Here is a 26,146-nt window from a genome sequence, read left to right on the forward strand (position 1 = left end):
CGTCCCCTCACGGACCTGTTCCGGCGTGTCGCCGGAGATTACGTACGTGTCTAACGATCGGCGCCCAGGACAGGCACCAGCGCGGCGCCCAGGGCAGCCGGATCATGGCGGGGAGTGCCGTCGGTGACGGCGACGGGGGCGAGGACCAGGCGGGCACCAAGCGATTCTGCCGCACGTTCGACCGGTTCAGGGTCACCCACCGCCTTGGCGTCCGCGAGCACGAGATCAACCTTGAGCTCGGGCAGGTACCAGCGCAGCGCCGCCAGGTGATCGGCGACCGAGAGGCCGAGGGTCTCCTTCTCCGCGGCCAGGTTCAGCGTGACCAGCCGCCGGGCCGAGCTGGACACGATCGCGTCGGCCAACTGCGGCACCAGCAGGTGCGGCAGCACGCTCGTGTACCAACTGCCCGGGCCGAAGATCAACCAATCCGCCGCACGGATCGCCGCCAGGGCCTCGGCGCAGGCAGCCGGGGCGGCCGGGGTGAGGCGCAGCGACTCGACCCGCCCGGTGGTGACCGCCACCTGGTGTTGACCGCGCACGGTGCACACCTCGTCCGGGGCGGCCGGGTCGACGCCGCGCACCCGCGCCTCGATGCCGACCGGCTGCCGCGACATCGGCAGGACCCGACCGACCGTACCGAGCATCGCCCCGGCGTGCTCAAGCGCGGCCACCGGGTCGCCGAGCAGCTCCATGAGGCCGCAGAGCACCAGGTTGCCCACCGCGTGCCCGGCCAGCCCGTCGGCGCGGGCTGCGGCCCGCTGCGGGTCGCTTTCCTCTGGTACGCCGCCGGTCGGCACGGCGGCGAAGCGGTGCTGGAACAGCCCGGCGCTGCGTCGGGTGGCCGGATGGTCACCGGCCAGCGCCACGAGGGCCTGCCGGAGGTCGCCGGGGGGCAGGCCGCCCCGCTCGGCGCGCAGCCGGCCGCTGGACCCGCCGTCGTCGCCGACCGTGACCACCGCCGTGATGTCCAGGTCGAGTTCGGGGGCGCAGTGGCGCAGCGCGCGCAGCGACGCGGACAACCCGTGCCCGCCGCCGAACGCCACCACCCGGCGCGCCGTCATTCCCGCCCCAGGTCGCGGTGCTGCGCGTTGGCGGCCAGCCCCGACTGGCGCAGCCGACCAGCCAGCTCCTCGGCGATCGCCACGCTGCGGTGCTTGCCTCCGGTGCAGCCCACGGCGACCGTCAGGTACCGCTTGCCCTCCCGCTCGAACCCGGCGGTGGTGGCGTTGACCAGGTCGGCGTACGAGGCGACGAAGGCGTCCGCGCCCTCCTGACCCAGCACGTACGCGCTGACCGCCTCCTCCCGGCCGGTGTGCTCGCGCAGCTCCGGCACCCAGTACGGGTTGGGCAGGAACCGGGCGTCCAGCACGAAGTCGGCGTCCGGCGGCAGGCCGTACTTGAAGCCGAACGACAGCACGGTGACCCGCAGCCGACGGGCGTCCTCGCCGCCGAACAGCTCCTCGATGCGCCGGCGGAGCTGGTTGACGTTCAGGTGGCTGGTGTCGATGATCACGTCGGCCTGGTCGCGGGCCTCCTCCAGCAGCCCGCGCTCCACGGCGATGCCGTCGGCGAGCCGGCCGTCGCCCTGCAACGGGTGCGACCGCCGGACGCTCTCGAACCGGCGGATCAGCACCTCGTCGTCGGCGTCGACGAACACGACCCGGGGCGAGAAGCCCCGCTCCTTCAGCTCGCGGATCGCCCCGGCCAGGTCGGTGGAGAAGGCCCGCGAGCGCACGTCCAGGACCATCGCCGTACGCCGGGCCGCGCCGCCGGCCTTGAACGCCAGCTCGGCCATGTCGAGCATGAGCGCCTGCGGCAGGTTGTCCACGACGTAGTAGCCGACGTTCTCCAACGCCCGGGCGACGGTGCTGCGACCGCCACCGGACAGCCCTGTCACCACCACGAGGGTGGTCTCCGACTCGGCCGTCGGCTGCCCGTCCGTGGCCACCGGAGGATCGGTCCGGTCCCCGTGTGTGCGCGCCTCGCTCACCCGTACCCCCAAGCCGTGGCGCCGCGGCCGCCATCGGCCGCGATTGGTCAATCAGCGACTCTATCCCGCCGCCCGGCGTCGGATCGGGCGCGTCGGCGCCCGGTGAGCGCGGGTCGCCCTCCCGACAGCTCCACCCCCTTGATGACGATCAGTAGTCATCTATATGCTCCACGTGATCGCCGCAGGTCAAGGCCGACATCTGGGAGGGTGCGATGCACGATCTGGCGGACAAGAACAAGTACGTCGGTTTCCTCTTCATGCGGATCAGTCCGGAATACTTCGCCCTCGGCCGGGAGGGCATCCACGAGGTCTCCGCCGAGCACGCCCGGGATCTGGGCCGCTTCGCCAAGCAGCTCACCCACGTGGTGTGCACCGGGGTCAACGGCAAGTACGACCAGGTCACCATGGTCGAGGCCGACACCCTGGAGGAGATCAACGCCGCGGCCACCGCGTTCCGGATGGGCGCCAAGGCCCGCTACATCGAGATCGTCGACATCGTGGTCGGGATGAAGGCCCCGCCCCGCGGCCTGGCCAACCGGTCCAGCCAACCGAGCTGACCGGGCGGTCGGCCCTCAGGCGTGCCCGACCCTCGGGCACGCCTGAGGGCGTGCGACACGGCCTTCTGCTCCGGCTCGGCGGTGATCGACTCGGGTTCCTGCAAACCGGGGTGTCGGAGCGGAAGGACACCGCGGATTCCATGAACGCGAGTTGACCGTGGGACCGACGTCCTTGCCCGTCGCGCGCCGTCGAACCGCGACGGGCCGCCGGCACTCGCGGATGCGATGGGCGCGTCCGGCAGGTGTGCGGCCGTTGGTGTCGGGGGCGGCTCGTAGACTCCGCGCATGGCTTCCCCCACCGAGCTGCGCGTCGAGGGCGCGCTGGACGTGCTGCGCCGGGTGTTCGGCTACGACGCCTTCCGTGGCTTCCAGCAGCAGGTCATCGACCATGTGGTCGCCGGTGGCGACGCGCTGGTGCTGATGCCCACCGGTGGCGGCAAGTCGCTGTGTTACCAGGTTCCGGCCCTGGTCCGCGACGGTGTGGCTGTCGTCGTCTCCCCGCTGATCGCGCTCATGCAGGACCAGGTGGACGCGCTCACCGCGGTCGGCGTCCGCGCCGGCTTCCTCAACTCGACCCAGACCCTCGACGCCCGGCGGCGGGTGGAGGCCGCGTTCGTCGCCGGCGAACTGGACCTGCTCTACCTCGCCCCGGAGGCGCTCGGCGTCCGAACCACCCTCGCCCTGCTGGACCGGGGACGCATCTCCCTGTTCGCGATCGACGAGGCGCACTGCGTGTCCCAGTGGGGGCACGACTTCCGGCCCGACTACCTGGCGCTGTCGATGCTGCACGAGCGCTGGCCGCAGGTCCCCCGGATCGCGCTGACCGCCACCGCGACGAGCGCCACCCGCACCGAGATCGCCGCCCGGCTGGGGCTCGACGACGCGCGGCACTTCGTGGCCAGCTTCGACCGGCCCAACATCCAGTACCGGATCGTGCCCAAGCGGGAACCCCGCAAGCAACTGCTGGCCCTGCTGCGTGACGAGCACCCCGGCGACGCCGGCATCGTCTACTGCCTGTCCCGCGCCTCGGTCGACAAGACCGCCGAGTTCCTCGTCGCCAACGGCATTGCCGCCCTGCCGTACCACGCCGGTCTGGACGCGACCACCCGCGCCACCAACCAGCAGCGGTTCCTCCGCGAGGACGGCCTGGTCATGGTGGCCACCATCGCCTTCGGAATGGGCATCGACAAGCCGGACGTCCGCTTCGTCGCCCACCTCGACCTACCCAAGTCCGTCGAGGGCTACTACCAGGAAACCGGCCGCGCCGGCCGCGACGGCCTGCCGTCCACAGCCTGGCTGGCGTACGGCCTCCAGGACGTGGTCCAGCAGCGCAAAATGATCGAGACGTCCGACGGCGACCTCGCGCACCGGCGCAACCTCGCCGCACACCTGGACGCGATGCTCGCGCTCTGCGAGACGGTCCGCTGCCGACGGGTGCAACTGCTCGAATACTTCGGCGAGACGACCCCGACGGCCTGCGGCAACTGCGACACCTGCCTCAACCCACCGGAGTCGTGGGACGGCACCGTCGCCGCCCAGAAGCTACTCTCGGCCGTCTTCCGCCTCGACCGCGAGCGCAACCAACGGTTCGGCGCCGGGCACTGCATCGACATCCTGCTCGGCAAGCAGACCGACAAGATCAGCCAGTACGGGCACGACTCCCTCACCGTCTTCGGCATCGGCTCCGAGCTGAGCGAGGCCGAGTGGCGGGGAGTGGTCCGGCAACTCCTCGCCGAGGGGCTGCTCGCCGTGGAGGGCGACTACGGCACCCTGGCGCTGACCGAGGCGAGCACCGAGGTGCTCGGCCGCCGCCGCACCGTCACGATGCGCCGCGAGCCGGAGCGGCAGGCGTCGAGCCGCTCGTCGAAGCCGCGCGGCGCGGCCACCGTCGTCGCCGAGCTGACCCCGGCGGCCGCGTCGGTCTTCGAGCGGCTGCGGGCCTGGCGCGCGGCCACCGCCAAGGAGCAGGGCGTCCCGGCGTACGTCATCTTCCACGACGCCACCCTCCGGCAGATCGCGGGTGACGCGCCCACCTCCCTGGCCGAGCTGTCGCGGGTCAACGGGGTCGGCGAGAACAAGCTCGCCAAGTACGGCGAGCAGATCCTGGCCGTCCTCGCCAGCGACTGAGGTCATGCCGAAAGGGCCGGACCCCGGTGGTGGGGTCCGGCCCTTTCGGTGTGCTGTCGGGTCAGCTGGTGGCGTAGCCGCGGGTGGCGATCCAGTCGGCGAGGTGCTCGACGGTGATCTGGTAGGCGGCCTGGTTGGGGTCGGCGGAGTCGGCGATGGTGACGGTGTTGCCGTTGTCGCGGTAGCCGACGACGCTGATGTAGTGCCCGCCCTCGTAGGAGTGGCTGGTGCCGTCGGTGTCGGTGCTGGTGCCGGCGATGTTGGCGACCACGGCGCGGCCGTTGTCGACGGTCTTGACGATGTCGGCGCGCAGTTGGTTGGTCTGCGTGGCGTCGGCGTCGGGCTTGCTGATCTCCACGCTGTGGTAGGCGTCGGCCTTGCCGGTCTCCTTGTTCAGCACCGGGGTGATGTCGTTGATGCTGTTGGTGCCGGCCTCGGTGGTGCCCATCTCCTTGGCCATGTCGTCGACGTTGATGTTCTTGCCCTGCACGGACAGGGCGTTGCGGGTGGCGGCGGGGCCGCAGTAGTAGAAGTTCGGCTGGGCCTCGTAGCGCACGCCCAGTTCCCGCTCGCCGTGACCCTTGCGGTCGGTCTGGGTCTGCGACACGGGCTTGTCGGTGCTCGGCGCGGCGAACGCGGTCGTCACCGGACCGGCGATGGCGCCACCGGTGAAAGCAAGGCCAGCAGCGGTCAGAGCGGTCTTACGAATCAGATCGGTACGCATGATGGCGTGCTCCTCTGCATCGGGGGATACGCGCCGGCACACGAATCTCGCGGGGGGTGTGTGCCGGGCGGGAAGTCTCAGGGGGATCTACCCGGCGGCTCGGGGGGGCCTGCTCGGGTGTCCGGGGGTGTAACCGTGGCGGCCGGCCGGGTGTTCCCGGCGACCGCCACACAGGGCAGGCCAGTGGTGACTCGGCCGTGCGGGGGATGTAACCGTGGCGGCCGGTCGGGTGTTCCCGGCGACCGCCGTGCGGGCCGGCCAGTGGTGCTCGGCCGTGCCGGGGGGTGTAACCGTGGCGGCCGGTCGGGTGTTCCCGGCGACCGCCGTGCGGGCCGGCCAGTGGTGCTCGGCCGTGCCGGGGATGTAACCATGGCCGCCGGTCGGGTGTTCCCGGCGGCTGCCGTGCGCCGCGGCCCGGGAGTCGCGGCGTCTGCCAGGTATAACGACCCCGTCGGGCCCACGATTCCGCCGCCCGGGTGCCGGCGGCCACGGGACGGCGACGCCCAAACCACCCAAACCGCCCAGCCGAAAACGGGCATCCGGCCCCGGACCGGGGTGATCGACTCGGGTTCCTTGATATCGGGGTGTCCGGGCGCGTTGGACACCGCGACTTCATGAAACCCGAGTGGATCATCGACTTGAGGGTGCGCAACGACGCCGGGCGGCCACGATTTCGGACCACGAACGCAGCCGGTCACACTCTGCCGGCATCCCAGACCGGACATTACGCCCGCCCAGACCAGCCCCGCAGCGGCCCTCTGGGACGGACGAGCGTGAGGCAGTGATCAACACGGGATCGGCGATATCGCGGTGTCCGGGATGCCGGGAGACCCCGACATCGGTGATGTCGTGTTGATCAAGCCTCGCCCGGATCACTCGGGCAGGCAAGGCGGGCAGGCGGGCAGGCGGGCAGGCGGGCAGGCGGGCAGGCGGGCAGGCGGGCAGGCGGGCAGGCGGGCAGGCGGGCAGTGTGACCTGACCGGCCGTCCCAGCCGGGCGAGAGGGCGGCAGGCGCTCGCCGACCGCGGCGGGATGGTTCGCACCGCGCAACTCAGGTGCTGGGGCTCGCCGCCGTGCTGTCGTCGGTTTTGGTGCCCTTGTCGAGGGCGGCCAGGATCGCCTCGGCGGTGCGTCGACCCACCCCGGGCACCTCGATGATCTCTTCGACGGTCGCCGTGGAGAGTCGCTTCAGCGAGCCGAAGTGTCGTAGCAGCGCCTTGCGGCGGACCTCGCCCAGGCCGGGGACGTCGTCCAGCGCGGACTCGGTCATCCGCTTCGAGCGACGCTGGCGGTGGAACGTGATGGCGAAGCGGTGCGCCTCGTCGCGGACGCGTTGCAGCAGGTAGAGACCCTCCGAGGTACGCGGCAGGATGACCGGGAACTCGTCGTCGGGGAGCCAGACCTCCTCCAGACGTTTGGCGAGGCCGCACAGCGCGACGTCGTCGATGCCCAGGTCGGCGAGGGCCTGGGCGGCCGCCGCGACCTGCGGGGCGCCGCCGTCGACGACCACCAGTTGGGGCGGGTACGCGAATTTGCGCGGCCGGCCGGTGGTGGGGTCGACCAGGATGCCTACCTGCGGATCCGTGGCGCCTCCGGGCGCAGTCGGGTCGTCGGCCGACTCCACGCCCACCTCGCCCGTCTCGGCCCGCGCGTCGAGGTAGCGGGCGAAGCGGCGGCGCAGCACCTCGGACATGGCGGACAGGTCGTCGGTGGCGCCCCGGACGATGAACCGCCGGTACTCGCTCTTGCGGGGCAGCCCGTCCTCGAAGACCACCATGCTGGCGACCACGTCGGTGCCCTGGATCTGGGAGATGTCGAAGCACTCGATGCGCAGCGGTGAGGTACGCATGTCGAGCGCCTCGCTGATCTCGTCCAGCGCCTTGCCGCGGGTGGTCAGGTCACCGGACCGCTTGAGTTTGTGCCGGGCCAACGCGTCCTTGGCGTTGCGCTCCACCGTCTCCATCAGCGAGCGCTTGTCGCCGCGCTGCGGCACGCGCAGCGACACCCGACTGCCCCGGTGGTTACTGAGCCACTCGGCCAGCGCGTCGGCGTCGGCGGGCAACTCGGGCACCAGCAGTTCGCGGGGCACGTCGGCCTCGCCGTGCTCGCCGCCGTACACCTGGGTGCAGAAGTGGTGCACGAGGTCCCCGGTGCTCAGGTCCTCGGTCTTCTCCACGACCCAGCCGCGCTGGCCGCGGACCCGGCCGTCGCGGACGTGGAAGACCTGCACGGCCGCCTCGAGCGGGTCGTCGGCGAACGCGACCACGTCGGCGTCGGTGCCGTCGCCGAGCACCACGGTCTGCTTCTCCATGGCCCGGCGCAGGGCGGCCACGTCGTCACGCAGGCGGGCGGCGCGCTCGAACTCCAGCTGCTCGCTCGCCTCGGTCATCTCGCGCTCGATCTTGCGGACCATCGTGTCGGTGCGTCCGGCCATGAAGTCGCAGAAGCCGTCGACGATGGCACGGTGCTCGTCGGCGGAGACGGTGCCGACGCACGGCGCCGAGCACTTGCCGATGTAGCCCAGCAGGCACGGACGGCCGACCTGGCCGGCGCGCTTGAACACGCCGGCCGAGCAGGTGCGCGCGGGAAACACCCGCAGCAGCAGGTCCAGGGTCTCCCGGATGGCCCAGGCGTGCGAGTACGGACCGAAGTAGCGCACACCCTTGCGCTTCGCGCCGCGCATCACTTGCAACCGCGGATATTCCTCGTCGAGGGTGACGGCGAGATAGGGGTACGACTTGTCGTCGCGGTAGCGGACGTTGAACCGGGGGTCGTACTGCTTGATCCAGGTGAACTCCTGCTGGAGCGCCTCGACCTCGGTGCCGACGGTGATCCAGTCCACCGACTCGGCGGTGGTGACCATCTGTCGGGTGCGCTCGTGCAGGTTCCAGACGTCGCCGAAGTAGGAGTTGAGCCGGCTGCGCAGGTTCTTCGCCTTGCCGACGTAGATCACCCGGCCGGTGCCATCACGGAAGCGGTAGACCCCCGGTGACTCCGGGATGGTGCCGGGTGCGGGTCGGTAGGTCGAGGGGTCAGCCACGCCGACAAGCCTAGTCCGCACCCCCGACACCCCACCGCAAGCGCTTGATCCACTCGGCTTCCGGGAAGACGGGGTGTCGGCGGGCTGCGGACACCCCGACTTCCCGGAACACGAGTCGATCAAGCCGTCGAGCGCATCAAGCCGTCGAGAGCCGTCGAGCCGTTCGCGTCAGGCCAGGGAGATCTGGTCGCCCGTCACCTTGATCTCCTTGGGCGGCAGCGGCTTGGTGGCCGGCCCGGCCTTCACCGAGCCGTCCTCGATCGAGAACTTGCTGCCGTGGCAGGTGCAGTTGATGGTGCCGCCGTCGACGTTCGTCACGGGGCAGTTCTGATGCGTACAGATGGGGCTGAAGCCCTTGAACTGGCCGGCCGCGGGCTGGGTGATCACCACGCCCTCGGCGGCGAGGACCTTGCCGCCGCCGACCGGGATGTCGGCGGTGGTGGCCAGCGACTGGGCGTTCTGCCGGTCGCCGCCGCCAGCGTCGCCGGTGCTGGGCACGGCGGGGCCACCACTCGTGGGACCGCCGCTGCCGCCGCCGTCGTCACTGCCGCAGGCAGCCAGGACGACAGCCGCGCCGACTGCCCCGACACCGGTGAGCAGGGTACGACGTGTCTGCGTACCCGGACCGGTCAGCGCCTGATCGTCACTCATGCCTCGCCTCTCTCTCGCCCGCTGCGCCGGTCAACGGCCGGCACACTTTTCCACACGGGCAACTGTGCCGGATGGTTCATCGCGGCATCCGTCCGACCCGGGAAATGGGGCGGGGCGGGGCAGCAATCGCCCCGCCCCGCCCCGCGGAGATCGTGGTCAGCGTGCGCCGGCCGGCACCTTGCGGCTGGCCCGCGTCTTGGTGACGCCGTTGGCCTTGGCGGCGCGGGTGGTGGCCGCCGCCGCGCCCTTGGCCTCGCCGTCGAGCTTGAGCACCTGGCGCAGGAACTCACCGGTGTGGCTCTCGGCCACCTCGGCGACCTCCTCAGGGGTGCCGGTGGCGAGCACCATGCCGCCCCGGTGGCCGCCCTCCGGGCCCATGTCGATCAGCCAGTCGGCCGTCTTGATCACGTCGAGGTTGTGCTCGATGGTGATCACCGTGTTGCCCTTGTCGACCAGGCCCTCCAGCACCATCAGCAGCTTGCGGATGTCCTCGAAGTGCAGGCCGGTGGTCGGCTCGTCGAGCACGTAGACAGTCCGCCCGGTGGACCGCTTCTGCAGCTCGGACGCGAGCTTGACCCGCTGCGCCTCACCACCGGAGAGGGTCGGCGCGGGCTGCCCGAGGCGGACGTAGCCCAGACCGACGTCGACGAGCGTCTTGAGGTGCCGGTGGATGGCCGGGATGGCGGAGAAGAACTCGGCGGCCTCCTCGATCGGCATCTCCAGCACGTCCGAGACGGTCTTGCCCTTGTAGTGCACCTCCAGGGTCTCCCTGTTGTACCGGGCGCCCTTGCAGACCTCGCAGGGGACGTACACGTCGGGCAGGAAGTTCATCTCGATCTTGATGGTGCCGTCGCCGGAGCACGCCTCGCAGCGGCCGCCCTTGACGTTGAACGAGAACCGGCCCGGCCCGTACCCCCGGACCTTGGCCTCGGTGGTCTCGGCGAAGAGCTTGCGGACGTGGTCCCAGACACCGGTGTAGGTGGCCGGGTTGGAGCGCGGCGTACGGCCGATCGGCGACTGGTCCACACCGACGACCTTGTCCACGTGCTCCAGACCGGAGACCCGGGTGTGCCGGCCGGGCACCAGCCGAGCGCCGTTGATCTGGTTGGCCAGCACCGCGTAGAGGATGTCGTTGACAAGCGTCGACTTGCCCGAGCCGCTGACCCCGGTGACCGCGATGAGCTGACCCAGCGGGAACGAGACGGTCAGGTTGCGCAGGTTGTGCTCACGCGCGCCGTGCACCACCAGCTCGCGGGCCGGATCCTGCGGCCGGCGGCCGGCCGGCGTCGGGATCGACCGCTTCCCGGACAGGTACGCCCCGGTGATCGACTCCTTGTTCTTCAGCAGCGCCGGCACCGAGCCGCTGTGCACGATCTTGCCGCCGTGCTCGCCGGCGCCGGGCCCGATGTCGACGATCCAGTCGGCGACGCGGATGGTGTCCTCGTCGTGCTCGACCACGATCAGCGTGTTGCCCAGCCCGCGCAGCCGGATCAGAGTCTCGATCAGCCGGTGGTTGTCGCGCTGGTGCAGGCCGATCGACGGCTCGTCGAGCACGTAGAGCACGCCCACCAGACCGGAGCCGATCTGGGTGGCCAGCCGGATGCGCTGCGCCTCGCCGCCGGACAGCGTGCCGGCCGGCCGGTCCAGCGAGAGGTAGTCCAGGCCCACGTCGAGAAGGAACCGCAGCCGGGCGTTGATCTCCTTGAGGACGCGCTCGGCGATCATCTTCTGCCGGTCGGTCAGCTCGATGCCCGCGAGCAGGTCGGCGCACTCCCCCACGGACAGGTTGCAGACCTCGGCGATGCTCTTGCCGGCGAGGGTGACCGCGAGCACCTCGGGCTTGAGCCGGGCGCCGCCGCACGCCGCGCACGGCACGTCGCGCATGTAGCCCTCGTACTTGTCGCGGGACCACTCGGACTCGGTGTCGGAGTGCCGGCGCTCGATCCACTGCACCACACCCTCGAAGCCGGTGTAGTAGGAGCGCTCGCGACCGTACTTGTTGCGGTAGCGCACGTGCACCTGGTCGTCGGAGCCGTGCAGGATCGTCTTCTGCGCCCGGGCCGGCAGCGCCCGCCACGGGGTGTCGACGTCGAAGTGCTGGGCCTCGCCGAGCGCCTCCAGCAGGCGCAGGAAGTATTCCAGGTTGTGCCCGGTGGACCAGGGCTGGATGGCGCCCTCGCGCAGGCTGCGCTCCGGGTCCGGGACCAGCAGCTCCGGGTCGACCTCCTTCTTGGTGCCCAGGCCTGTGCACTCCGGGCAGGCGCCGTAGGGCGCGTTGAAGGAGAAGACCCGCGGCTCGAGATCCTCGATGGCGAGCGGGTGGTCGTTGGGGCACGCCAGGTGCTCGGAGTAGCGGCGCTCCCGGTCCGGGTCGTCCTCCGGCAGGTCGACGAAGTCGAGAAGCACCAGCCCACTGGACAGGCCCAGCGCCGCCTCGACCGAGTCGGTCAGCCGCTGCTTGGCGCTCGGCTTGACGGTGAGCCGGTCGATCACCACCTCGATGGTGTGCTTCTCCTGCTTCTTGAGCTTCGGCGGCTCGGTCAGCGGGTGCACCACGCCGTCGACGCGGGCCCGGGCGTAGCCCTTGGCCTGCAGCTCGGCGAAGAGGTCGACGTACTCGCCCTTACGGCCGCGGATCACCGGCGCGAGCACCATGAACTTGGTGCCCTCGGCCATCGCGAGGACCCGGTCGACGATCTGCTGCGGGCTCTGCCGGGAGATCCGCTCGCCGCAGACCGGGCAGTGCGGCTCGCCGATGCGGGCGTAGAGCAGCCGCAGGTAGTCGTAGACCTCGGTGATGGTGCCGACGGTCGAGCGCGGGTTGCGCGAGGTCGACTTCTGGTCGATCGAGACGGCCGGGCTCAGCCCCTCGATGAAGTCGACGTCGGGCTTGTCCATCTGGCCGAGGAACTGCCGGGCATACGACGAGAGCGACTCCACGTACCGTCGCTGACCCTCGGCGAAGATCGTGTCGAAGGCCAGGCTCGACTTGCCCGACCCGGACAGCCCGGTGAACACGATGAGAGCGTCCCGGGGCAGGTCGAGACTGACGTCACGCAGGTTGTGCTCGCGCGCGCCACGGATGATCAGTCGGTCGGCCACAGTGCGTGTACTCCCGGGAGAAGACGAAGCGAAGGATCTGTCCCGCTCTGGGTGACTTCGAGCGGTCGTGCGGGCGCGGAAAACACGCCTCGGCAACTCTAGCCCCGAGGTATGACAGTTTCCCCCGCCCGCACATTCCCCCAGCTCAGCCCGGTCGGCCGAGCCGCCGCCAGCCCGCGTACGACGGCCGTCAGTAACCTCCGGGCGACGGTGGCCGCGCCGCCCGACGCCGGGCCGAGCGCCAGCCGCCACGCCGCTCCGCGGCCAGCCGCGCCTCGCGCCGCCGGCTCTCGTGGGTGACCTCCGACTGCAGACGCCGCCAGCTCTCCCACCGGCGGGTGGACAGCTCACCGGTCCGCAGCGCGTCGCCTACCGCGCAGGCCGGCTCGCCGTCGTGGCCGCAGTCGGCGTACCGACAGCCCTCGGCCAGCCCGGCGATGTCGGCGAACGCCCGGTCCAGGCCGGTCACGCCGTCGAGCAGGCCGACCGCCCGTACGCCTGGTGTGTCGATCACCGCGCCGCCGCCCGGGATCGGCACCAGGGCCCGCCAGGTGGTGGTGTGCCGGCCCTTGCCGTCGACCCGCCGGATCGCCTGGGTCGGCATCATCACCGCGCCGGCGAGCGCGTTGACCAGGCTCGACTTGCCCGCGCCGGACGGCCCGAGCAGCCCCAGCGTGCGACCCGGCGTGACCTCGGCGCGCAGCGGGTCCAGACCGGTGCCGCGCTCGGCGCTGACCGGCAGCACCGGCACGCCGGGGGCGATCGCGGCGAGCTGGCGGGCCAGCGCGCCCGGGTCGGCCGCGAGGTCGGCCTTCGTGAGCACCACGATGGGCCGGGCCCCGGACTCGTGGACCAGGGAGAGCAGCCGCTCGATGCGGCCGACGTCCGGTTCCGGGTGCACCGGCTCCACCACGGCGGCGGCGTCGAGGTTGGCGGCCAGCACCTGGCCGCTGGCGTCCTTGCCGGCGGTACGGCGGATCAGCGCGGCCCGCCGGGGCAGCACGACCGCCACGGTGATCCGGCGGTCCGGCCAGTGCGTGAGCAGCACCCAGTCCCCCGCGCAGGGCAGCGCCGAGGGGTCCCGGACGGCGGAGGCCAGCACGGACGGGCCGAGGCTGGCCCGGACCGGGCCGTCGGCGGTGAGCACCGTGCAGACCCCCCGGTCCACGCGGGCCACCCGGCCGGGGTGGTGCTCGCCGCGTCGGGCGGCGTACGTCGCCCGGTCGGCGTCCCAGCCGAGGGCGGTCAGATCGATCGTCATGGCATCCTCATCGGTGTCGAGCTGGTGATGGCGGAACACGCGTGCCACGTCCGGCATGAACACCACCTCCGTCCGACGTCCCGGTGCCGCTTGTGAGGCCGACGGTAGGGCGCGGGGCGACGCGCCGAAAGCGATTTCCGCGACGACGGCGCGGCGCAAGCCGGCTAGGGTCGACTGGGCCACGCTCGCCGTCGACCCCGGCAGTCCCCTGCCCACTCCACCGGAACGGATACGGACACGTCATGACCTACAGCGGAGATGTCACCCACGGCGGCCCGCCGGCGGTACGGGAGTTGGACGGGCTCACGATCAGCAAGCTGTCGGTGGGCCCGATGGACAACAACGCCTACCTGCTGCGCTGCACCGGCACCGGGGACCAGGTGTTGATCGACGCCGCCAACGAGGCGCCCCGGCTGCTGGAGCTGGTCGGCGACGGCGGTCTGGCCGCAGTGGTCACCACCCACCAGCACATGGACCACTGGGTGGCGCTGGAGGAGGTGGTCGCCAAGACCGGCGCGCGGGCGCTCGTGCACGCCGACGACGCGGCCGGGCTGCCGATCGAGGCGGAGCGGCTGGCCGACGGCGACACCGTCGCGGTCGGTGACTGCGCGCTGGAGGTCATCCACATCAAGGGCCACACGCCGGGTTCGATCGCGCTGCTTTACCGCGACCCCAACGGCACCGGGCACCTTTTCACCGGCGACAGCCTCTTCCCGGGTGGCGTGGGTAACACCGACAAGGACCCGCAGCGTTTCGCCGCGCTGATCGACGACGTCGAGCACAAGCTGTTCGACAAGCTGCCGGACGACACCTGGTTCTACCCGGGCCACGGCAAGGACAGCACCCTGGGAGCGGAGCGCCCAGCCCTCCCCCAGTGGAAAGCAAGAGGCTGGTAACCCCACCCCCAACGCGGTTCACCCGAGGTTGACCGAGAACCACAAAAGATCCACAACCAGTCCGCGGCGGCAACCCGGTCGACGAACCGCCCCCACGACGGGGGCGGGGGCCTGCCGTGCCCGGCGCAGGGATCAAGCCTGACCGCCCGGAGCCAGGCACGGCAGGCCCCCGCCCCCCACCGCAACCACGGCAGCTCACCCAGCAAGAGCAGCGAACCGCCGCCGCGCCCCCACCAGCACGACAAACGCCAGCACCAGCCCCACCCCCATGGTGACCAGCAGCGGGCTGGGTGCCCCCGGCAGCAGCCCGGCCAGCGCCCGCGAGGCGGTGCCCAGCGCCAGGTAGAGACCGGCCCAGGCGGCCGCGCCGAGGGCCGCGCTTCCGAGGAACCGGCGGTACGACATCCGCAGGCCACCGGCGGCCAGCGGCAGCAGCGCGTTGAACACCGGCAGGAACGGCGCGACCATCATCATCCGGCCGCCGCCGTGGCTGAGGATTCCCTCCGCCGCGCTCCAGCGCGACTCGCCGATCCAGCCCCCGATCCGGCTGCGACGCAGGGGTTCGGCGTAGCGGCGACCGACCAGGAAGCTCAGCGACCAGCCGGCCAGGCACCCGACCAGCACCGCGGCGAAGGTGGCCAGGCCGGTGGACGGGCGGCCCACCCCGACCGCGGCCAGGATCGCCACGTCGCCGGGGATCAGCACGCCCAGCAGCGGTACGGCGTCGAAGAGCATGACCAGCCCGAGCACGCCCATCAGCACCAGGATGGGCAGTTCTCCGACCTGGGCCAGCCATTGCGTCATGCCTCGTACGCTATGGCCGCCGCACTGCCGGGGACATCCGGTCGCAGCCCCCAGGGTCCCCTGGTATCCGTCTCGGGGTCGCCCCTGAGAGCGCTGGCGCGTCAGGTGGGTCGCAGCACCTGTACCCGACGCAGCGACGAGTCCACCGACGGCTCGGTGGTGGGCACCGGGTAGTCGGCCAGCACCCGCAGCCCGTCGGCCGGCAGGTGCCCGCGGCCGGGGTCTCCGACCAGCACCTCCGCGCCGGAGGCGACGGCCCGTCGCAGGAACGGCAGCATCCGCTCGGCCATCGGGCGGCTGTAGAAGACGTCTCCGGCGACCACCAGGTCCGCGTCGACGCCGACATTGTCGAGCAGGTCGTCGCCGCTGACGTCGACGGCGACCCGGTTGGCGCGCGCGTTGAGCGTGATGGCCGCCACGGCGTACGAGTCGATGTCGTTGGCCACGACGTGCGTGGCGCCGGCCAGCGCGGCGGCGATGGCCACCAGCCCCGATCCGGCGGCGAGGTCGATGACGCGGCGTCCGGCGGCCAGCTCCGGGTGGTCCAGCAGGTGCCGGGCCAGGGCCTGGCCACCGGCCCAGGCGGAGGCCCAGTACGGCGGCGGCAGGGCGTGCCCCGCGAGCGCCTCCATCCGCGCCCACCAGACGATCGCGTCCTCGGCGAGGTGCAGCCACACCTCCGGCACGAACGGGGTGGGCACCAGGTGGAGCCGGTCCAGGCCGGAACCGGGCGCGTCGATCTCGCGCTCCAGCTCGGTCAGCGCGGTGGCTGCGGCACCCCTCATCGGCGCAAGCATGCCGCAGCGGAGGGTGGTCGGGGCGGCTTTCGCATGCCGGCGCGCACAGATTTCATCTGAGTTCAAGTAAACACCTACGGCACTTCGGCCGGCAGATCGGGCGTTTGCCCGTTACTGTCGAACAGGTACGGGCGACCATCGGCCACGGGCCGATGGTCCGCCGCTTTGAACAGGGAGAGATGCATGGCAACCGGCACGGTTAAGTGGTTCAACTCGGAAAAGGGCTTCGGCTTCATCGAGCAGGATGGTGGAGGGCCGGACGTGTTCGTCCACTACTCCGCCATCGCTTCGAGCGGCTACCGGGAGCTCAACGAGGGCCAGAAGGTCGAGTTCGAGGTGACCCAGGGGCAGAAGGGTCCGCAGGCGGACAACGTCCGCCCGATGTAGCTCCGTGCCGGTGACGGCGGTCGGTTCCCGGCCGCCGTCGCAGTGCACTCAACACGCTGCCGGGGCGGCGGGCAGGTCCCGCCGCCGCCGGAGCGGACCAATCAGCAGGATCAGCGGGGTGATCGCCAACCAGGCGGTCATCACGCCTATCGCTGTGCCGGCGCCGTAGCGGGCGCCGAGGGCTCCGGCCAGAACGGCCGCGAGCGGGATGGCGCCGAAGTTGAGCAGGTGCATGCTCACCGTCACGCGGCCGAGCAGGTGGTGTGGCGTGTACGCCTGCCGGAAGGCGCCCTTGATCACGTTGCCGATGGCCACTCCGAGGCCGATCAGCACGCCGCCGAGGGCCGGCCAGACCAGCCCGACGCCCGGCGCGGCCAACGGAATGAGCAGGGCGGGTGGGCCGGTGAGCGCTGCCCCGATCAGCATGGCGCGCGCGGTGCCGCATCGGCGGGCCAGGGCGGTGGCCAGCAGCGCGCCGATGATTCCCCCGACGCTCATCACGCCAACCAGCACGCCCACCAGGCCCGGCGCGAGCCGCAGCTCCCGCACCAGGAACACCACCAGGACGGCCTGGTAGCCGGTCAGCCCGATGTTGCTGGCCGCGCCGAAGACCGTCAGCACCCGCAGGTACGGGTCGCGGGCGACGAAGCGCAGCCCCTCGGCGATGTCGCGACGCAGCGACCGGGACCGGTCCGGCCGGGTGGGGCGCGGCTCGGCGGTGCGAATGCGCAACAGGAAGATCGCCGAGAGCAGGAACGTCAGGGCGTCCAGCAGCAACGCGGCGACCGCGCCGGTGAGCTGGGCGATGAGACCGGCGATGCCGGGCCCGACGACGTAACTCGCGGTCTGCGTGGCCTGTAGTTTCGCGTTCCCCTCGGGCAGTTGCTCGGGCCGCAGCAGCACCGGCAGGTAGACCTGGTCGGCGGTCTCGAAGAAGACCCGCGCGGTGCCCGTGCCGAGCGCCACCACCAGCAACTGCGCGACGGTGAGGCGGCCCAGGGCGGCGGCCACCGGCACACTCAGGAAGGCCAGGCCGCAGATCAGGTCGCAGACCACCATCAGGGGTCGGCGTGGCAGCCGGTCCACCCACGCGCCGGCCGGGAGGCCGATCAGCAGCCAGGGCAGCCAGGCGGCGGCGGTGAGGACCGCCACCTGGAAGGTGCTGGCGTCGAGCACGGCGACCGCCACCAGCGGCAGCGCGACAGTGGTGACGTTGCTGCCGATGCTGCTGACCGTCTGCCCGGCCCAGAGCAGGCGGAAGTCGCGGTGCCGCAGCAGCCCGCCGGCCGGTCGGACCGGGCCCGGGTCGGTGCGGGTGGCCGCCGTCACGGCCGGGCCGGTACGCCGTGGACGAACACGAAGACGGGCCGTCGTTCGCCCCCGTCGTCGGGCACGCCGCGCTCACCCCAGCGGGCCAGCAGGTCGGTCACCTCGCGGCCCAGCTCGGCCAGCTCGTCCGGCGTGAGGTGCAGCCACCGGTCGTTGGAGAACGCCGCGTCGGCCCAGGTGGCCTGCGCCGACTCGTCGGCGGCGTGCCAGGCCCGGGCCAGGGCGACGTGCCGGTCCAGGTTGAGCGAGGTGGCGGCGTCGGCGACGGCCCGGGCGGCCGGGTCGGCGTCGAAGTCGCGGCTGGACCAGGCAACTCCCCGCGTGACCAGCCGCCACCACCGTTCGCGGCGGTCCCGGGCCAGCTCGGGGGCCTCGCTGACGAGGTCGGCGACGGCGAGCACCTTGAGGTGGTGGCTGACGTTCGCGGGCGCCTGGTCGGTGCGCTCGGCGAGCAGACCGACTGTCGACGGGCCGTGCACCTTGAGCACGTCCATCAGGCGGCGGCGCAGCGGGTGGGCCATGGCGGCCAGCACCCGCGAGTCGGTGACCTGGCGTACGTCGGGGGTGTTCATGTCCCCACCATGGCATCCGCAACAGTAGTTGCGCAATGGGTATTGCCCAACAGTTGTTGCGGATGGTCGATGAAGAGAGGCGGCCCGGTGGGGACGGGCCGCCTCTCGCTCAGGCGACGAGCCGGCGGGCGAGCTCGTCGGCGACCTCTTTGGCCATGCTCGACGGGATCGCGGCGGCGATGCGCTCCGGCGACAGCTCGGCGAGGACACCCGCGACGATGGCCTGGGCGTTGGTGGGGTCCTGGCCGGTCGCCGCCGCGAGCTTGGCGACCTGCACGTAGGTGGTTTGCACGGCGTTTCCCAGCGACGGCCCGGACCGGCCCAACTGCGCGTTGAGCACTCCGGCGGCGATGTCCTGGATGAGCGCTTGTCGCTCCTCTGCGGTCATGTCCATGTCGTCGTCTCCCTCGATGAGACCAATGCTGGTCAGATAGCGGCGGAACAACGGCCGCTGGTCGCGGCCGGCCTTGATGGCGTCACGAAAGAAGCTGACGTGGGTGTGCCAGCGGTGCGAGCTGTCGCCGCTGGTGCGCTTGCCGAGCCGGTCCCACCGCTTCACGGTCGTACCGTCGGGGCTGTAGATGATCTCGCGGATGTCGCGGGTGTCCGTCGCGTCAGCGGCGCACTGCCCCACACACCAGATCGAGAAGCTGGGCAGCGTGTGCGTACGTCCGCCGGAGCGGACCTCGAAGCCGCCGACATCCAACGCCGCCGCGTCGAGGGTCAGGCCGTTGCGATCCCGCGACGACTCCACCACCGAGTAGTCATTGGTCACCACCCGGTCCGATCCACAGTGGTAGCCGCCCCGGTGGGCCGGATCGCCGATGATCCCCACCTCCGCCGGCTCCAGGTCGGCCGGGCGGTCGGTGTTCGGGTCGACGTCGAGGTGCGCGAGAAGGAGACTTCGGACGGCCAACAGGTTCGTCGGAGCCCGGGTCATGGGGCCCCCCTTTCGATGGGCGGGGGCCGAGCGCACGACGTCACACCGCGTACGCGGTGTCTGTTTTTCGGGCGAGCCCGGCCTACTGGTGCACGGCGCCGGGCGTTGGCCCAACCATAGCCCGCGAAAAACATGAATGCCCAGCTCAGATGGTGTCTATTCGAATTGGACGATCGGCAGCCAGAGGACCGAGGGATGCGCGGGGTCATGCAGAACCTGCCGCCGGCCGGCACGCAGCGTCACCGCAGTGCCGAGGGGCTCACCGCTGCCCGGGTTGCGCGCCCAGCGCGGGTGTGCGCCGCCGGCGACCTGGACGCGCAGTCGGTGGCCGGCCGCGAACCGGTACGCGGTCGGCCAGAGCCGCACCGGAACCCGCAGCGCCCCGGAACTGTCGGCGGTGAACCGGCCGGGCGTGACCCGGACCAGCCCGTCGCACACGTTGCGGGACCGTCCCCGCCGGTCCACGTCGCACAGCCGGACGAATACGTCCAGGTACGCGAGCTCGGTGCGGACGTGGATCTCCGCGCGTACGTCGCCGATCACCTCGACCGGCCCGGTGAGCGGGGCACTGGTGTACGTGAGCACGTCGGACCGGGCCTCGACGAGTCGGTTGTCCACCGGGCCGGCTCGCTTGGCGACAAGCAGCGGGCCACCGAGGGACGGGGTGGGGTCGGTCGGGTCGTACCGGAACTCGTCCGGCGTCGAGGGTTGCGGCGAACGGGTCGCCAGCTCGCCGCCCGCGTGCAGGTGCCACGCGGTGCCGGTGGCAGGCGGTGGCCAGTCCGGTAGATCCCGCCAACCGCCGCCGGCACCGCCCACGTGCAGCCGGACCGGGCCCCCGCGAGACCGCCCGGTGGGCAGTCGCTCATCGGCCGCGGACCCGTTCAGGTGCTCGTCCAGCCAGGTCAGCCCCTCGCGTAGCGCCGCCACGAAGAGGCCGGGGCTGCCGTGTGTCCACGGGCCGATCACCAGTCGCGGCCGGGCGCCCGCGGCACGCAGGGTGGCGTGGTCGTCGAGCTGGGCGGGCAGGAAGATGTCGTGCCAGCCGGTGACCATGACCACGGGCGCGCGTACCCGGGCCACCCGGTCGGCGAAGACACGGCTGCGCCAGTACGCGGCGTCGGGGTCGTGGTGGCGCAGCCACTCCTGGAAGAACGGGATCGTGACGCCGGTGGCCACCCGGTCCGCCTGGGCCAGCGGCAGGTGGTCCAGGGCGGCCGCCAGGCGGGGCTGCCCACGCTTGAGTTCCCACTGCCGGGCCAGCCTCGGCACGGTCTGGGCGTGCAGCAGCTCGGCCCAGGTCAGCACGGTGTCCAGGGCGAACGACTCCCCCGCGTACGTCGAGTCCCGGGTGGACGACGCGGTCACCACCGCGACCATCGCGCGCAGCTCCTCGCCGGCGTCGGCGGCCAGCGCCCACTGGGCGAAGCCCTGGTAGCTGACCCCGAACATGCCGAGCGCTCCGGACCACCAGGGCTGGCGGCGCAGCCAGTCCAGGGTGTCCACCCCGTCGTCGCGCTCGTGCACCAGCGGGGCGAACGTGCCGCCGGAGCCGCCGGTGCCCCGGCAGGACTGGATCACCGCGTGTCGGCCGCGCGCGGCGAGCAATCGGCCGAGCAGCCGCAACGGCCCGCCCCGCCCGTACGGGGTGCGGATCAGCACGGTCGGGGCGGCCCTGTCGCGGGGGGCGTAGTGGTCGGTCCGCAGCACGACGCCGTCCCGCACCCGGACCGGGATGTCACGGGTGATCCGCACCGGGCCGGGACGCACGGCGGGCAGCCGCAGCGCGGCGGCGGCGAGGCGGGCGACGAGCTGACCCGGCACGCTCAGCCCGTCGCCCGGTGGGGCGGCTCGGGCCGGGCGGCGCGGACCGCGTCGCGATGCGCCCGCAGCGACTCGCTCATCTCCGCCAGGAACCGGTGCACCACCTCCAGCTCGTCCTCACCGAAGCGGTCCATCACCGTGTCGGTCCGGGCGCCCAGCGGCCGGAAGAACTCAGTCGCCAACGCGGCGCCCTGGTCCGCGTAGTGCAGCAGCACCTTGCGCCGGTCGACGGTGTCCCGGTCCCGGCGGATGTGCCCGGCCCGTTCCAGCCTGTCGATCAGCGCGGTGACCGAGCCGGACGACAGGTTGAGCTGCGCACCGAGGCGGCCGGGGGTGATCGGATCGCCGAACAGCTCGGCGTCCATGACCGCGATCAGCGCGTTCAGGTCGGTCGGGTTGAGGCCGTGCAGGTTGGCGAAGGCGTGGCCGACCTGCTGGGCGTCCACCGCGTACCGCCGGAGGTTGTTGGTGATCTCCGCGACCAGCTGGTCGCGGCGCGTGTCACGCCGCCGGTACATGCCGTGAGTCGCCACCTCGCGCCGCTTCTTTCCCGTCGTCGGTCCCCGGGTTGCAGCATAGAACAACCGTCGATAATCTCGGCTATCAAGATACTCGACGCTCGAAAGACCTAGGGGTCAAGCGATGTCCGTCTTCACCACTGTCGCGCGCGGCCGGCTGGCCGCCTGGCTCACCGTGGCCGCCGCGCTCGTCGTCGGCGCGGCCGTCTTCGGAAGCCCCCGGCCGGACAACCCGGCGCCGGTGTCCGCGACCGGCCTGTCGGCCCAGTGGCAGTCGACCCAGGTGCAGCGCCTGCAGGACCAACTGCCGTCGCACGATGTCCAGCCGGCCATCGTGGTCGTCAGTCGCGGCGACGGCGGGGCGCTGAGCGAGGCCGACCGGGCCACCCTCGCCGCCCGCTCCGGCGACCTGGGTCGCTTCGCGGTGGGCGGGCAGGTCAGCCCGGCGCAGGTCTCCCCGGACGGCACTGTCGCGCTCGTCGCCGTCCCGCTGGACACCGCCGGCGGTCAGGAGGCGGTCACCGACAGCGTCACCCGGCTGCGCGACGCGCTGGCGGCGCTGCCGGACGGGCTGACCGCCGAGGTCACCGGCGCACCCGCCTTCACCGCGGACCTGTCCTCGGTCTTCGAGGGCGCCGACGTCACCCTGCTCGCGGTGACCGCCGCAGTGGTCGCGTTACTGCTGTTGATCACGTACCGCAGTCCGTTCCTGTGGATCGTGCCGTTGGTCGTGGTCGCGGCGACCGAGCAGCTCACCCTGCGCGCGGTGGACACGATCGTGCCGGCCGTCGGGATCAACCTCCAGCAGGGTCAGGTCACCGGCATCGCAAGCGTGCTGGTCTTCGGCGCCGCCACCGACTACGCCCTGCTGCTCATCGCCCGCTACCGGGAGGAACTGCGACGCGAGGAGAACCGGTACGCGGCGATGCGGTCCGCGCTGCGGCGTACCGCCGAGCCCATCCTGGCCAGTGGCGGCACCGTGGTGCTCGGCGTGCTCACCCTGCTGCTCAGCGAGCAGGAGACGAACCGGGCGTTGGCCGTCGCCTGCGCCACCGGGGTGGTCTTCGCCATGGCCTCGGCCCTGTTCGTGCTCCCCGCCGTCCTGGTGCTCTTCGGTCGCGGGCTGTTCTGGCCGTTCGTGCCCCGCGTCGACGGCCCGGTCCGGGAGGGCCGGCTCTGGGGCCGCCTCGGCGCCGCCGTGCAGCGCCGCCCGGTGGTGGTCGCCGTGCTGGCCACGGTGCTGCTCGCCGGTCTGTCGCTGGGTGGGCTGGGGATCCGCACCGGACTGTCCGAGACCGAGCAGTTCCGGGCCGAGCCGGAAGCGGTCACCGCGGCCCAGACCCTCGCCCGCGCGTTCCCCGCCGGCAGCACCCAGCCGGTGGCCGTGCTCACCAGCCCGGCGGCGGTGCGGGCGGTCACCGACGTCGCCGCCGCCGTACCCGGCGTCGCCTCGGCGCGGCCCGGCGACGCCGGCCGCACCGTCGCCCAGGTCGACGTGGTGCTGGACGCCGAGCCCGGCACGACCGCCTCCGACCGCACGATCGAGGCGCTGCGCGACGCGGTCGCCGCCGTTCCCGACTCCGCTCCCCCGGCCGCCGCCGGAGCCGAGGCGCCCTCGGGGGCGATCGTCGGCGGCACCGTGGCCGCCACGTACGACTCCGAGCGGGCCAACGACCGTGACCTGCGGCTGATCCTGCCGATCATCCTGCTGCTGGTCGGCGCGGTGCTCGTGCTGCTGCTGCGGGGTCTGCTGGCGCCGGTGCTGCTGGTGCTCACCGTGATCGCGTCGTTCTTCGCCAGCCTCGGCGCGGCGTGGCTGCTCTTCGACCACGTGCTGGGTTTCCCGGCGCTCGACAGCGGCGTGCTGCTGCTCGCCTTCGTGTTCCTGGTGGCGCTCGGCGTGGACTACAACATCTTCCTGGTCACCCGCGCCCGGGAGGACGCCCGCAGCGCTGGCACCCGCGCCGGGATGCTGTCCGCGTTGCGGGTCACCGGAGGTGTGATCACGAGCGCCGGTGTGCTGCTCGCCGCGGTGTTCGCCGTGCTCGGCGTGCTGCCGCTGATCACGCTCACGCAGATCGGCGTCATCGTCTGCATCGGCGTCCTGCTGGACACCCTGCTGGTCCGCACGGTGCTGGTGCCCGCGTTGGCGTTCGTGCTCGCGGACCGCTTCTGGTGGCCGGGCCGCGTCGACGCCCACCCGGGCGCCGACGTCGCGGCGACGCGCGAGCCGGTGGCCACGCGGGACTGAGGCGCACGGAAAAGGGGCGGGCTCGACCCCGCCCCTTCTCGTGTGCTCAGTACCCCAGACAGACGCACTCGGTCATCAGCGCCCGCACGTTGCGCACGTACGACGGATTGGGGATGGCGAGCGGCTTGCCCTCCCGCGCCACCGCCCCGTGCCCGTAGTTGTACGCGGAGATGACGGCGTTGAGCAGGCAGGAGTCCAGTTCGGCGGTGCACAGGTCCGCGTCGAGCCGGTAGTCGGCCTCGAAGTACATGTCGCCGATGTACTTGGTCAGCCAGGCCAGGTAGTTGGCCCCCAGGTACGCGTTGTCCTGGTAGTCGGCGATGTCGTAGCTCTGCTCGAACCGCTGGTTCATCCAGGTCGCGGTGGCCGGCATCACCTGCATCAGCCCGACGCCGCCGTCGCAGGCGTAGATGTTGGACTGCCAGCCGCTCTCCTGCCAGGCGGTGGCCTTGACCAGGTTCAGCGGGATCTTGAGCTCCGGCGCCGAGCTGGGCCAGTAGGTGCGGCCGGCGGCGGCGCTCAGTGCCGCCTTCACGTCGGCGCGGCTCGCCTGGGGGCCCTTGTAGCTGGGCTTGCAGGACGAGGGGGCGGGCTTCGGTGGCGGCGGCGGGACCTTCGTCTCGGTGGGCGGCTTGGCGACCGCGCGGGGCTTCGGCGCCGCGCCCGTCGAACGGGTCGGCTTCTTCGACGGCGACGCCGACGGCTTGCGGCTCGGGGCGGTGCCCAGGGCCGCCACCGCGCTCGCCGACGGGCTCGGCTCGTCGGCCGGCTCGTCGGCGGCGGCGTCCTCCACCGGCGTCTCGGTGACGGAGACGGGGGCGGCCTGGTCCTGTGGGCGTTCCCCCTTACCGGCGCAGCCGACCGCGCCACCGGCGAGCAGGAGCCCGGCGAGCACGAGTGCGCCCACCCGACCGGTCCGTACACGCATGGTGTTCCTCCCCCGTCTGACAGTCGCCGCAGACTAGCAAGGTTCGACCGGCCGGCGGGGCCCCTGCGGCGGCGGGACCGGGTCGGCCTGGTGCTCCCGGTCGCCCACCGCGCGGTCCCGGGTGGCCCAGGCGACCATGAACACCACGGTCCACAGCACTCCCAGCAGCACCGCCGCGGCCGTACCGCTCGCGGTGTCCAGGCCGAGGTAGAGCCGCGCCGCGCCGACCCCCAGCACGCCCGCGGCGGCGACCGTCCAGGCGGCCACCGCCACCGGCCAGTGGGTCCTGCGGGACACCAGCCAGGCAAGGGTGCAGAAGCTGGCCGAGACGACGGCGTTCTGAGTGGGGAACAGGACGGCCTCGTCCCCGATCAACTCGGCCACCACTGCCAGCACGACAAGCGGCACGAACGCGCCCACCGTGCCGACCACGCTGAGCAGGTCCGCCCGCCACGGCCGGTTGCGCCACGCCAGCACCGCCGCCACCAGCGCCACCAGCACGATCAGCAACCACCCGCGTACCAGTGACACGACGACCAGGGTGGCGTCGGCGGCGTCCGGGGTCCGGCGGGCGGCGAACCAGGCCGCGATCGCCCCGTCCAGCGCGGCCAGCCCGCTGTTGCGTACCACCACGGCGAGCAGACCGGCGATGGCCAGCCCGGCGGCGAAGAGCAGCAGCAGCCCGGCGGCCAGATTCAGCAGCAGCGTCCAGGCCGGCCCGATCCGCATGGCCACCAGGAAGAACAGCACCCCGTAGCGGGCGCCGAGCCAGCGCACCGGCGGCAGCGCGGCGGCCCGCGACAGCAGGGCGCGCACGGGATCGGGGTTGCGGCCCAGCCACCGCCCGGCCAGCACGACCCCCAGCAGCCCGGCGAGCAACGCCAGCGCCGCGCCGGTGGCCCGGCCGAGCAGCCGGGAGACCGTGTCGTACGACTCACCGGCGAGGTGACCGAGCAGCACCGAGCCGCCGACCCAGGTCACGATGCCGGCCAGGTTCCAGGGCGCGAACCGCCGGTACGACATGCCGGCCCCGCCCGCCAGCCGGGGCACCAGGGTGCGGGCGAAGGCCACCCAGCGCGCCGCGAACACGCCCCTGCCGCCGAGGCGGGCGAGCATCGCGTCGGCCCGGCGCCACCGCTCCGGCCCGACCCGGTGGCCCAGCCCGGCACGCAGCTTCGGCCCGTAACGTCGGCCGGCGCGAAACGCCAGCGCGTCCCCGGCGAACGCCGAGACGATCATCGCGAGCAACGTCGGTCCGAGCCGCAAGGTACCGTTGTAGGTGAGGAAGCCGACGAGCAGCAGGGTAGCCTCACCCGGCACCAGCAGGCCGAAGATCACCGCGGTCTCGCCCGCCACGATCAGCGCGGCGACCAGGTAGATCCACAGAGTGGGCAGACCCTGCACCCAGGTCAGCAGGTCGTGCACTCAGGCCCCCGGGACACGGGAGC

The 26,146-nt window shown here is 72.3% G+C and carries 21 protein-coding genes; 5 read left to right on the top strand and 16 right to left on the bottom strand.

Annotated features, from left to right (window positions below):
• Positions 1-50: 50 nt before the first annotated feature.
• A complete protein-coding gene (locus tag ACGFIE_RS22425) occupies positions 51-1,061 on the bottom strand; it encodes a 2-phospho-L-lactate transferase CofD family protein (RefSeq protein WP_393297344.1) in 1,011 nt (336 codons plus the stop codon).
• On the bottom strand, positions 1,058-1,948 hold the full coding sequence (rapZ, locus tag ACGFIE_RS22430; protein WP_358111429.1) for an RNase adapter RapZ: 891 nt from the start codon (positions 1,946-1,948) through the stop codon (positions 1,058-1,060). Before rapZ ends, ACGFIE_RS22425 begins: the two co-directional genes overlap by 4 nt.
• Before the next feature lie 254 nt (positions 1,949-2,202).
• Here rapZ and ACGFIE_RS22435 point away from each other — a divergent pair, with 254 nt between their 5' ends.
• Positions 2,203-2,547 carry a hypothetical protein gene (locus tag ACGFIE_RS22435; RefSeq protein WP_266244354.1) on the top strand — a complete coding sequence of 115 codons (345 nt, stop codon included), beginning with the start codon at positions 2,203-2,205 and terminating at the stop codon, positions 2,545-2,547.
• Between the two features lie 285 nt (positions 2,548-2,832).
• Positions 2,833-4,674 (top strand): DNA helicase RecQ, encoded by a 1,842-nt coding sequence (gene recQ, locus ACGFIE_RS22440; RefSeq protein WP_393297347.1) that lies wholly within the window; start codon positions 2,833-2,835, stop codon positions 4,672-4,674.
• Between the two features lie 61 nt (positions 4,675-4,735).
• On the opposite strand, the gene ACGFIE_RS22445 is transcribed toward recQ, so the two are convergent.
• From ACGFIE_RS22445 to rsgA, 5 genes are all read right to left on the bottom strand, one after another.
• Positions 4,736-5,398, bottom strand: coding sequence for a C39 family peptidase (locus ACGFIE_RS22445; protein WP_393297350.1), 663 nt, complete (start codon positions 5,396-5,398; stop codon positions 4,736-4,738).
• 1,051 nt (positions 5,399-6,449) lie between these two features.
• A complete protein-coding gene (gene uvrC, locus ACGFIE_RS22450) occupies positions 6,450-8,438 on the bottom strand; it encodes an excinuclease ABC subunit UvrC (RefSeq protein ID WP_393297353.1) in 1,989 nt (662 codons plus the stop codon).
• Between the two features lie 168 nt (positions 8,439-8,606).
• The gene (locus tag ACGFIE_RS22455; protein WP_363688852.1) at positions 8,607-9,089 is read right to left on the bottom strand and encodes a Rieske (2Fe-2S) protein; all 483 of its coding nucleotides are present in this window, start codon (positions 9,087-9,089) and stop codon (positions 8,607-8,609) included.
• Positions 9,090-9,245: 156 nt separating this feature from the next.
• Positions 9,246-12,191, bottom strand: coding sequence for an excinuclease ABC subunit UvrA (gene uvrA, locus ACGFIE_RS22460; protein ID WP_393297357.1), 2,946 nt, complete (start codon positions 12,189-12,191; stop codon positions 9,246-9,248).
• A 190-nt stretch (positions 12,192-12,381) separates the two neighbouring features.
• Positions 12,382-13,452 (bottom strand): ribosome small subunit-dependent GTPase A, encoded by a 1,071-nt coding sequence (gene rsgA, locus ACGFIE_RS22465; protein WP_393297518.1) that lies wholly within the window; start codon positions 13,450-13,452, stop codon positions 12,382-12,384.
• Positions 13,453-13,694: 242 nt separating this feature from the next.
• Between rsgA and ACGFIE_RS22470 the strand changes: the two genes are divergently transcribed.
• Positions 13,695-14,348, top strand: coding sequence for an MBL fold metallo-hydrolase (locus ACGFIE_RS22470; RefSeq protein ID WP_393297360.1), 654 nt, complete (start codon positions 13,695-13,697; stop codon positions 14,346-14,348).
• A 195-nt stretch (positions 14,349-14,543) separates the two neighbouring features.
• On the opposite strand, the gene ACGFIE_RS22475 is transcribed toward ACGFIE_RS22470, so the two are convergent.
• Both ACGFIE_RS22475 and ACGFIE_RS22480 read right to left on the bottom strand, forming a co-directional pair.
• The gene (locus tag ACGFIE_RS22475) at positions 14,544-15,152 is read right to left on the bottom strand and encodes a VTT domain-containing protein (RefSeq protein WP_363688846.1); all 609 of its coding nucleotides are present in this window, start codon (positions 15,150-15,152) and stop codon (positions 14,544-14,546) included.
• A gap of 101 nt (positions 15,153-15,253) precedes the next feature.
• Positions 15,254-15,937 carry a class I SAM-dependent methyltransferase gene (locus tag ACGFIE_RS22480; protein ID WP_393297363.1) on the bottom strand — a complete coding sequence of 228 codons (684 nt, stop codon included), beginning with the start codon at positions 15,935-15,937 and terminating at the stop codon, positions 15,254-15,256.
• Positions 15,938-16,132: 195 nt separating this feature from the next.
• On the opposite strand from ACGFIE_RS22480, the gene ACGFIE_RS22485 reads away from it, so the two are divergent.
• Positions 16,133-16,336: a cold-shock protein gene (locus ACGFIE_RS22485; protein WP_007462771.1), complete on the top strand. Its 204-nt coding sequence runs from the start codon at positions 16,133-16,135 to the stop codon at positions 16,334-16,336.
• A 48-nt stretch (positions 16,337-16,384) separates the two neighbouring features.
• On the opposite strand, the gene ACGFIE_RS22490 is transcribed toward ACGFIE_RS22485, so the two are convergent.
• The 5 genes from ACGFIE_RS22490 to ACGFIE_RS22510 all read right to left on the bottom strand — a co-directional run bounded on the left by ACGFIE_RS22490 (position 16,385) and on the right by ACGFIE_RS22510 (position 21,519).
• Positions 16,385-17,665, bottom strand: a complete 1,281-nt coding sequence (locus ACGFIE_RS22490) for an MFS transporter (protein ID WP_393297368.1) — start codon at positions 17,663-17,665, stop codon at positions 16,385-16,387.
• Positions 17,662-18,237 carry an ArsR/SmtB family transcription factor gene (locus ACGFIE_RS22495; protein ID WP_393297371.1) on the bottom strand — a complete coding sequence of 192 codons (576 nt, stop codon included), beginning with the start codon at positions 18,235-18,237 and terminating at the stop codon, positions 17,662-17,664. The genes ACGFIE_RS22490 and ACGFIE_RS22495 overlap by 4 nt, the downstream gene beginning before the upstream one ends.
• 109 nt (positions 18,238-18,346) lie before the next feature.
• Positions 18,347-19,177 (bottom strand): hypothetical protein, encoded by an 831-nt coding sequence (locus tag ACGFIE_RS22500; RefSeq protein ID WP_393297374.1) that lies wholly within the window; start codon positions 19,175-19,177, stop codon positions 18,347-18,349.
• Between the two features lie 156 nt (positions 19,178-19,333).
• Positions 19,334-21,001, bottom strand: coding sequence for a CocE/NonD family hydrolase (locus ACGFIE_RS22505; protein ID WP_393297377.1), 1,668 nt, complete (start codon positions 20,999-21,001; stop codon positions 19,334-19,336).
• A 2-nt stretch (positions 21,002-21,003) separates the two neighbouring features.
• On the bottom strand, positions 21,004-21,519 hold the full coding sequence (locus tag ACGFIE_RS22510; RefSeq protein ID WP_363688866.1) for a MarR family winged helix-turn-helix transcriptional regulator: 516 nt from the start codon (positions 21,517-21,519) through the stop codon (positions 21,004-21,006).
• 124 nt (positions 21,520-21,643) lie between these two features.
• On the opposite strand from ACGFIE_RS22510, the gene ACGFIE_RS22515 reads away from it, so the two are divergent.
• Positions 21,644-23,770 (top strand): MMPL family transporter, encoded by a 2,127-nt coding sequence (locus tag ACGFIE_RS22515; protein WP_393297379.1) that lies wholly within the window; start codon positions 21,644-21,646, stop codon positions 23,768-23,770.
• 46 nt (positions 23,771-23,816) lie between these two features.
• Here ACGFIE_RS22515 and ACGFIE_RS22520 read toward each other — a convergent pair whose 3' ends face one another.
• Together ACGFIE_RS22520 and ACGFIE_RS22525 are read right to left on the bottom strand one after the other, a co-directional pair.
• Positions 23,817-24,698, bottom strand: a complete 882-nt coding sequence (locus ACGFIE_RS22520) for a transglycosylase SLT domain-containing protein (protein ID WP_393297382.1) — start codon at positions 24,696-24,698, stop codon at positions 23,817-23,819.
• A 33-nt stretch (positions 24,699-24,731) separates the two neighbouring features.
• Positions 24,732-26,123, bottom strand: a complete 1,392-nt coding sequence (locus ACGFIE_RS22525) for a DedA family protein (protein WP_393297385.1) — start codon at positions 26,121-26,123, stop codon at positions 24,732-24,734.
• Positions 26,124-26,146: the final 23 nt, after the last annotated feature.

This window comes from Micromonospora sp. NPDC049275, from assembly GCF_043197115.1.
Classification (GTDB): Bacteria; Actinomycetota; Actinomycetes; order Mycobacteriales; family Micromonosporaceae; genus Micromonospora.